The 8,339-nt window shown below is 42.9% G+C and carries 8 protein-coding genes, 1 tRNA gene and 1 pseudogene; 4 read left to right on the forward strand and 6 right to left on the reverse strand.

The genetic code is table 11. The annotated features are described in order from the left end of the window. The first annotated feature begins 371 nt into the window (after positions 1-371). The gene (locus IM509_RS16740) at positions 372-1,349 is read left to right on the forward strand and encodes an alpha/beta fold hydrolase (protein ID WP_185237225.1); all 978 of its coding nucleotides are present in this window, start codon (positions 372-374) and stop codon (positions 1,347-1,349) included. A 477-nt stretch (positions 1,350-1,826) separates the two neighbouring features. Here IM509_RS16740 and IM509_RS16745 read toward each other — a convergent pair whose 3' ends face one another. Next, positions 1,827-2,471, reverse strand: coding sequence for a hypothetical protein (locus IM509_RS16745; RefSeq protein WP_185237224.1), 645 nt, complete (start codon positions 2,469-2,471; stop codon positions 1,827-1,829). Between the two features lie 102 nt (positions 2,472-2,573). Between IM509_RS16745 and mnmA the strand changes: the two genes are divergently transcribed. Then, positions 2,574-3,632 (forward strand): tRNA 2-thiouridine(34) synthase MnmA, encoded by a 1,059-nt coding sequence (gene mnmA / locus IM509_RS16750; RefSeq protein ID WP_185237223.1) that lies wholly within the window; start codon positions 2,574-2,576, stop codon positions 3,630-3,632. A 94-nt stretch (positions 3,633-3,726) separates the two neighbouring features. Here the strand turns inward: mnmA and IM509_RS16755 are convergent, their stop codons facing one another. From IM509_RS16755 to IM509_RS16775, 5 genes are all read right to left on the reverse strand, one after another. Next, positions 3,727-4,479 (reverse strand): phycobilisome rod-core linker polypeptide, encoded by a 753-nt coding sequence (locus IM509_RS16755; protein ID WP_002744197.1) that lies wholly within the window; start codon positions 4,477-4,479, stop codon positions 3,727-3,729. A gap of 102 nt (positions 4,480-4,581) precedes the next feature. Then, a complete protein-coding gene (locus tag IM509_RS16760; protein WP_283160161.1) occupies positions 4,582-4,713 on the reverse strand; it encodes a hypothetical protein in 132 nt (43 codons plus the stop codon). Further along, positions 4,703-5,284, reverse strand: a complete 582-nt coding sequence (locus IM509_RS16765; RefSeq protein ID WP_072924463.1) for a phycobiliprotein lyase — start codon at positions 5,282-5,284, stop codon at positions 4,703-4,705. Before IM509_RS16765 ends, IM509_RS16760 begins: the two co-directional genes overlap by 11 nt. 240 nt (positions 5,285-5,524) lie before the next feature. Next, on the reverse strand, positions 5,525-6,448 hold the full coding sequence (locus IM509_RS16770) for a restriction endonuclease (protein ID WP_185237222.1): 924 nt from the start codon (positions 6,446-6,448) through the stop codon (positions 5,525-5,527). Positions 6,449-7,087: 639 nt separating this feature from the next. Next, a complete protein-coding gene (locus IM509_RS16775) occupies positions 7,088-7,423 on the reverse strand; it encodes a hypothetical protein (RefSeq protein ID WP_052278473.1) in 336 nt (111 codons plus the stop codon). Between the two features lie 134 nt (positions 7,424-7,557). Here IM509_RS16775 and IM509_RS16780 point away from each other — a divergent pair. Both IM509_RS16780 and IM509_RS16785 read left to right on the forward strand, forming a co-directional pair. Then, positions 7,558-7,628: transfer RNA gene (locus tag IM509_RS16780), tRNA-Cys, on the forward strand. 336 nt (positions 7,629-7,964) lie between these two features. After that, positions 7,965-8,339: pseudogene (locus tag IM509_RS16785) on the forward strand (RNA-guided endonuclease TnpB family protein); the annotation flags it as partial.

Below are 8,339 nucleotides of genomic sequence, written 5' to 3' on the forward strand. Positions count from 1 at the left end.
AACTTTCTAGGAAATAAGGTTGAACATGAGATTTTTTCGACTTGTTCAAAGTGGCCGTCCGGCATCCGGACACTCAAAACGGACGGGTCGAAAGAGTCAGACTTAAGCAATTAAGCGTTTTTCGCTATCTGCGTCAACCCCGTTGACGCGACCACCCTAAAAAAGTGGCGTGGTGAGGAATCGCCGTCCGTTTTACGGCGGCGAGGATGTCAACAAGGGGGGACTAAGGGGGGATCGGCACCCCCCTTATCAAGGGGGGCAGGGGGGATCGAACCTAAAATTCATTTTTAATTTAATTATAACCAGCTACTTAATCATTCTTAATTCTCCAGCAACCACGAGAATTTTTGATTTTTACAAGAGGTCTAGTTATGTCTTTATCAATTCGGGTAATTATCCTAATAGCGACGACAGTTTATCAGACGTTATCTGTTTGGTTAGAAGAACAAAAAGCACCTCCGGGTAATTTGATTAATCTGGGTAAATATCGCCTACATTTTTGTCTAGCAGGAGAGGCTAGTCCCACTATTATTATTGACCATAGTTTAGGGGGAATTGAGGGATATTTTTTGATAGAAGAATTGTCACAATTAGCTAGGGTTTGTATTTATGATCGAGCCGGTTATGGTTGGAGTGATCCTAGTCCATATCCCCGAACTAGCTACCAAATTGTTCAGGAATTAGATAAATTACTAACCCAAGCAAAAATAGAACCACCTTATATTTTAGTTGGTGATTCTTTTGGCAGTTATAATGTTCGACTGTATGCTCATCTGTTCCCAGAAAAAGTAGTAGGTTTGGTACTCACAGATGGTTTACACGACAAAGGAATGCTGAAAATGTCGCCAGCATTAAAGGCATTAAAATTATTTTTCATCTCTGGATTTTTGATGTCGATTATTGGCTCAATTTTAGGCATTATCCGAATTCTGAGAGTTCTGGGAGTTTTTGAATTATTAAAACCAGAATTGCGTCGCTTTTCCCCAGATTCTCGTCATCGAGTTAAGCGTTCTTTCTGTCGCGCTAAACACTGGATGACGATGAGTAGAGAAATGTTTAATCTCGACCAAAGCGCTCGTCAGGTGAGCGAGGCTAACAATTTCGGTAATTTACCGATAGTTAGTATTAAAGCTAATTCTTTTTTTAAACCTTCCCTTTGTACTCGCTTTATTCCCCTCAAAAGTGCCAACCAACTCCGGGAGGAGATGCACCTAGAATTAAGCAAGTTATCCAAAGATTTTCTGCAAATACAAGCAGATAAAAGTGGTCATTTTGTCTGGATGGATCAACCGGATGTGATGATCGATGCGGTCAGAATTTTGCTTGACAAAATTAACTCTGTGTGCTAAGTAATAAGGTAAAGTTAACTTCCTAGTTAGGATAGGCAAAAGGCAAGAGATTCGATCGAGATTAGCTGAAATCCTAGAGACTTATTGCCTAATTAGGGTTTGCTGAATAAATGTGAAATGTAGGCAAGGTAAGGGTTTTGTGGCTTTTCTGGCGAAACAGGTGCCAGATTTTGAGAGAATCCTGCTTCAAAACCTTGCGTCTTCATCGTCCCCCGTCCTGTAGGGGCGAAGCATTCGGGCAATAACCTATCGGTGAAACCGTAGATTTTCTATCCGAATGCTTCGCCCGTACTTATTCAGCAGACCCTAATTAGGGTTTGCTGAATAAATCTAAAAACCTTGTTCGATAAAACTTTTAGACTTTTTTGATATCAAAAAGTGTCAGCCATTGGAGTGAACGGGGGGGAATAAAACCCTACACCCCACACCCTACACCCCACACCCTACACCCCACCAACAGACTTTTTGCCGCAAACCCTAATTATTGAGGGTAATAATCTGAGCGCTAAAACCCTGTTTAGTCAACTCTTGTACCCGTTGTTTAGCTTGGTATTGTTGCTGAAATAACCCCGCTTGAATAACATTTTCTCCCGCGCGGATAAATGCGAGGGGTTCAATTTCTTGAATTTTTGCCAACGCTTCTGTACTATTACTCCTAACTTCAACCCGAAAGAGTTGATTAGTCGCAATAACCCGCTGCTGTGGTGGGGGAGAAGGGGGTTTATTGGTGCGATTTTGCGGTGTGGGAGCAGGTGGATTGACAGTTTGACGATTATGATTATTAACCAGCGTAGCATCGGCAGGACGCACGGTAGCGGGAGCTTGAAAAACGTATTCTCTCAGGGGTTGATTACCGGAAACTGCGTCCGCCACCGGGGGGCGAACTGATGGAGAATTAACGAGGGGTAAATTTAAGGGTGAACATTGGGAACAATTAACAGCACTGGGACTGTCTGAACGTTTAGTTGGTTGTCTCACCGCCGGCGGTGGGGGCAAACGACGACCGGGATAAAGATTCTGGGCAAAAGATAAGTTTGCTTTTAGCAGCAGCGTTCCTTGAGCGATTATCCCGACTTTTAACCAAAATAAAGCCGAGAAAAACAGTAAGTTTGTTCTCATCATGCTGGTTTGTCCTCACACGAGATTTGGGTACACCATGTCCAAATTTTAAAGGAGGAGATGCTAGTCTAGAAAGTATATTGGTTAAAAATCATTACAAGATTTATGGGAAAAGTTGTTGTCGGTCTATCGGGGGGAGTAGATAGCTCTGTTGCCGCTGCCGCCTTACACGCTCAAGGTTATGATGTTATTGGCTTGACCCTGTGGTTAATGAAGGGTAAAGGTCAATGCTGCTCCGAGGGAATGGTAGATGCGGCGTTTATTTGTGAGCAGTTGGGGGTTCCCCATCATATCGTCGATAGTCGCGAGCTTTTCCAAAAAGAAATTATTGATTATCTAGTTTCCGGTTACGAAGCGGGAATCACACCGCTGCCCTGTTCTCAGTGCAATAAAGCGGTAAAATTTAGCCCGATGCTGCATTATGCTAGGGAAACCCTAGAAACGGACACTATTGCCACCGGTCACTACGCCAGAATTCGTTTTTCTTCTGAAAATAACCGTTATCAACTGCTGCGTGCCGTCGATAAAAATAAAGATCAATCCTATTTTCTCTATGATCTAACTCAAGATGTACTGCGTGGGACTTTATTTCCCTTGGGAGAACAAACCAAGGCAGAAACCCGCAGAATTGCCCAGGAATTTGGCTTAAAAACAGCAGATAAACCCGATAGTCAGGATTTATGCTTGATTGAAGCTCACGGAACTATGCGATCGTTCTTGGATAAGTATATCGCGGTTAGTGAGGGCGATATCGTCGATCTCGATGGCAAAGTTTTGGGTAAACATAGCGGTATCCATCATTATACGATCGGACAACGCAAAGGCATCGGCATCGCCGCCGCCGAACCCCTCTATGTGGTAAAACTCGATCCCGTCATGAATCGGGTTATCGTCGGTAATCGCGAAAGTGCCGTTAGTGCCGCTTGTCTTGTCGGACGGATGAACTGGGTTTCTATTGCCGAACCTACCACCCCTATCCGCGCGCAAGTACAGGTACGTTATCGTTCTCCGGCTGTTCCCGTCAATGTTATCCCCCTAGAAAATAATCAAGTGAAGCTGGTTTTCGATGAACCACAATTTAGCATCACCCCGGGCCAAGCAGCCGTAATTTATGAAGGGGAAATCGTTCTCGGTGGGGGGATTATCTCAGGAGCAACCCCATAGGGAGAGCCACCAATTCACAAAATAACCTAACCTGATTATGGTTCTGGGGTCATTCTGCCAATTAGGGACTCTCCCCGGCAGGTTGAGCTAAAAATTAACGACGGGGTACAGAAGCCTCGATGTTAATATTCATAGCGGAGACTCTTGGTACAGGATTGCCTTTGGCGCTACCGAGACCCCGGGCCATAGCCAAGAAGCTGGAAGGATCGCCAGCTTTGGGTTTTTGCTCTTGGGGAACATAGCGACGGACAGCATTCTGCCAAACGATTTGGGGGAAGCCCAAAATACCACGATAGTAGCCATCGTAGCGAGGCGAGGTGATGTTGAATGGACGTTCACCAATTTCGCGGCTGGCTAGGGTGCGACGACGTTGGTAGGGAACGGTATCATAACCAAAGCTTTGCAGATACTCGTCACTGTTGAGAAGTTGATCGACAAAACCTTGAATCCCTTTGGTGGCAACGACAATCGACCAAGCAATTTTTTCTCTTTCGCTATAGACATCGCGACCGAGAACTCTTTGTACTACCTGTTCGACAAAGCGATAGTTGCTGTTTTTCTCGTAGAAGCTGTTATAGAAGGTTTTCGATAACAGTAAACCACGAATGAAATCCCGCACCGATAATTGTCCATTGCGTAATTGGGATTCGAGGAAGGGTTCCCGATCCCATTTGAAGGCATGGAAGAAAATCTGACGGTAAGCGGCTTCGATTAAATCGTCCAGGTCGGTAGGGGAGAGGACATTTTCTGTCGTGTAAACTTTCGGTTTTTCGTCTCCACCGACATCATAACCAGCTACCCGCACGTTTTGGGACTTGGGGGCGTAATTTAAAAGAGGAATGGCCAAGGGTAAACCTCCGTATCCTTAGAAATGCTTAAAAAACTTTCCTCCTAATGATAAGGGAGTAGGTGCCAACTAGAAAAGAAATATTAAAAATTCTTACAATTGTTAAGAAAACTCGTTTACCATCCGGGGTGTTGGGGAGCGCCGGAGCAGGGAGCGCCGGAGCAGGGAGAGGGGAGAAAAAACTGATGACTGATAACTGATAACTGATGACTGATAACTGAATTTACCAGCCACTAATCGAATAGGATGAAGGTTCGGGGGAATCACTAGAGACTGACTCCGATGACTGATTGCGGGATTCAGCACAAAAAGTGGCCGTATTAAAACCGCCAAAACGTTGAACTGTGCTAGTGCGGAGACGTAAATCGGTATCGGCAAACCAAAAACGCTCGATCGAGGTCATAGTTTCGTATTCTGTAATTAAGACTAAACCTTCCTGTTCATCAATGTGATAACGGCCCGCCACGGGAATGATTTCCGCATAACCTCGCTCCCGCAGGAGAACACCCGCTTGGGGATTATCTTCATCGGGAATTAGCGCAAAAACGGTGGTTCCTTGATGATTTTCGTCTTCTTTGTCCCACTGCATTGAACCATCCCAACTGACAAAGGCACCCCCCACAGTCTTAGCGGGATCGACTTCGTGCATTTCACAGATAGCGATAATTTTCGGGTTATCGGCGCTTAAAGCTTCCACATAAATCTCGGAATCGCCAGTTTCTGCGCGTCGAAAGGGTAAATGATGGGTAGTGCGCTGAGATTTCCACTGTCCCGCACTTTTCTGAAAAAAGGTCATCCCGTCCATAGTTTTTATCCTCTATTTTTTCCATCTATTTTAACGCCATCGTCGTTTTCTGTAACCCTTGTCCTCCTCTCTCTCTCATTCATCCCCAAAATAATCATGATCAATTCTCTTGATTTCATAGATTTTTTGGGTCGATACACCTAAGTTATAAGTAGGGAGGCACAATTATTTGTAGGATGAGTTAGCGGTAGCGTAAACTATGCGGGCGTTGGGTTTCATGCTTCAACCCAACCTACGTTATTATTCATCCCCAAAATAATCATGATCGATTCTCTTGATTTCATAGATTTCTTTGGTCGATACACCTAAATTATAATCGATCATCAATTGACCTAATTCTTCCCCATCAATCAGCACTATTTTTATCTCATTTCTGGGGGCATATTCTAAAGCCTCTTGGGTAAAATAGGAAGTAGTGATAAAAATACCTTTTTTGGCTCCTTGTCCTGCTAATGCCCCGACAAATTTCTGGATTTCTGGACGACCAACGGCATTATTATCAGCCCATCTTTTGGCTTGAATATAGATTATATCTAAACCGAGTCTATCTTCTTTTATTATTCCATCAATCCCTTGATCACCGCTCTTACCCACTGCTTTACCTGCATCTCTAATCGAGCCACCATAACCCATTTTTACCAGTAATTCTACTACTAATTTTTCAAAAGCATCTGGGGATAATTTTCGCAGAATAGAAAGTAAGTCTGTCGCTAATGCTTGACGAATTTCTTGATAGGAGTTTTCTAGTAATTCCTCTGGGTTTTGTTCTTGATCAGAAGTTGATAAATTGCTTTCAAGAGTAATAGTTTCATTTTGCTTATTGACTCTAGTAAATTCTTGAAACTCAGGAAATTGCCTGAGAAATTTTGTATCGATATGGTCTAGATTTTGAGATAAGATTTCTTTTCCTTTCTCAGAAATTACAAAAGTTGCCCTTTGGGGTGACTCAATTAATCCCGCTTTCTTTAAATAGGTTTTTGCCCAACCGACTCGATTAGCAAAAATTTCTTGTTGTCCACTGGGAAGCATTTCTTTTCTTTCCGCTTCCGTGACTTGAAACTCTCTGACCAAGGCTTCAAAAATTTCTCGATATTTATAAACTTTGCCATCTGCAAGTATTTTTAATAGCGGCAACATAATCGATTGAAAATCTGGAATAGGCATAGTTCAGATGAAAAGCGGGGTCAGTCATTCCGATTATACAGCAACAATCTCCAAGAATTTAAGTAGCTGGTTATAATTAAATTAAAAATGGATTTTAGGTTCGATCCCCCCTGCCCCCCTTGATAAGGGGGGTGCCGATAGGCGGGGGGATCCCCCTTAATAAGGAGGCATCTGATAATTTTTAACGCCTACCTACTTAGATAGATAATAATACCAAATCTGTTTTTAATAGTGCGATTAACTGCCAATCGAACTTTAAAAACCCACTCCTTACTTACCTAATTCCCCACTCCCTACCCTCCTATACTTTTAAAACAGGATTTAGTATAATACACCTGAAATTATTAATGATTGGGAGGCATTCCTAAAGAATTTGAGACAGAAATTATCGCTATTGATAATCGTCTTGATACTCCAAAATAAGCTGTTTACTATCTAAATTACTTGTTAAGACTGTCTATGAGCGCCAGAGCGGGTAGCAGGGAGTGTCAATGTCATAAGTAGCTGGTTATAATTAAATTAGAAATGGATTTTAGGTTCGATCCCCCCTGCCCCCCTTGATAAGGGGGGTGCCGATAGGCGGGGGGATCTGATAATTTTTAACGCCTACCTACTTAGCTAAAAAAATCCCTATCCCTGCTATTCGTACAAAATCTCATCAAAACAAGCTTCTCCCACACTCGCTAAAGTTCTAGCGGTAGCTTTATCGGTTTTCGACTTCTGCACGAGGGCGCGGAATTGCTGTAGATTGTAACGAGCTTGGAATTTTTTAATCGTGCAGTCGCATAGGTCTTTTGCCACATCAGCAGCTAATCCTTCCCCCCGCGCTCTTTGTAAACATTCTTGACGATAACTATCGAAAGTCGTGGCAGTATTAGAACTTTGGCTAAGGTAAACGGCATTATTAGCCTGTACTGGCAAGGATAAAGCCAATAAACCGATAAAAGTTAGTAAATATCTTTGATTTCTCATCATAATCGCTTTTTTAAGCCTGAAATCCCCCACTAGATTAGAGAACTGCTGCATAAATTATAGATCGATCGCTCAACTCTTGGGTTCCAGTCTTGGCAAACTGTCATCTGTTATGCTACGATGAATACTGCTTGATCGGCGCCATCGCCAAGTGGTAAGGCAGAGGTCTGCAAAACCTTTACCCCCAGTTCGAATCTGGGTGGCGCCTTGGAAAATATCGGCAATCTTTTCTTGATTGCCTTGTCTAAATTAAGGTTTACCAAGGTTTTACCTAGAATGTCGGATGAATGCCCCCGCTACATTTTTCGACAAGATACTCACCTTTGCGGGGGATGAAATCCGACCAGAATATCAACCGCGGAGCATCGGTTTAATTCCCCCATCTGTCGGTAAACTGTGTTATCAGTAGTCAGGCAAAATAAATTTCCTAGTGAAGATAGGCAAAAGGCACTCTTGCAATAGGCAAAAGGAGGAATAGATAATCAGTCTTTAATAACTGGATTTAGTGTTATAATTAATTTAACCAATGGTCGAGGATTATTAGATGCTAGTCGTAGAAGCGAAGTTAAAAAACGGAACACCAGAGCAATATCACCGGCTTGATGAAGCAATTAGAACATCTCAGTTTGTGCGTAACTCTTGTGTTCGTTATTGGATGGACAATAAGGGGACAACCCGTAATGACCTCCAAAAACTTTGCGCGGTACTAGCTAACAATAAAGAGACACCATGGGTTAATAAATTAAACTCTCAAGCTCGTCAATCGGCTGCTGATAGAGCCTGGCAATCAATTAATAGGTTTTATCAGAATTGTCATGCTAAGATACTTGGGAAAAAGGGTTTTCCTCGGTTCAAAAAGCATAGCCGTTCCGTTGAGTATAAACTAACGGGCTACAAACTATCTAATGAGCGACGTAAA

Source organism: Microcystis sp. M31BS1 (assembly GCF_020245285.1).
In the GTDB taxonomy this organism is placed as follows: Bacteria; Cyanobacteriota; Cyanobacteriia; order Cyanobacteriales; family Microcystaceae; genus Microcystis; species Microcystis panniformis.

Bases quoted from the DNA above. Each gene is read 5' to 3' on its own strand.
- IM509_RS16740 (WP_185237225.1), top strand. From the start codon at position 372: ATGTCTTTATCAATTCGGGTAATTATCCTAATAGCGACGACAGTTTAT.
- IM509_RS16745 (WP_185237224.1), bottom strand. From the start codon at position 2,471: ATGATGAGAACAAACTTACTGTTTTTCTCGGCTTTATTTTGGTTAAAA.
- mnmA (WP_185237223.1), top strand. From the start codon at position 2,574: ATGGGAAAAGTTGTTGTCGGTCTATCGGGGGGAGTAGATAGCTCTGTT.
- IM509_RS16765 (WP_072924463.1), bottom strand. From the start codon at position 5,284: ATGGACGGGATGACCTTTTTTCAGAAAAGTGCGGGACAGTGGAAATCT.
- IM509_RS16770 (WP_185237222.1), bottom strand. From the start codon at position 6,448: ATGCCTATTCCAGATTTTCAATCGATTATGTTGCCGCTATTAAAAATA.
- IM509_RS16775 (WP_052278473.1), bottom strand. From the start codon at position 7,423: ATGATGAGAAATCAAAGATATTTACTAACTTTTATCGGTTTATTGGCT.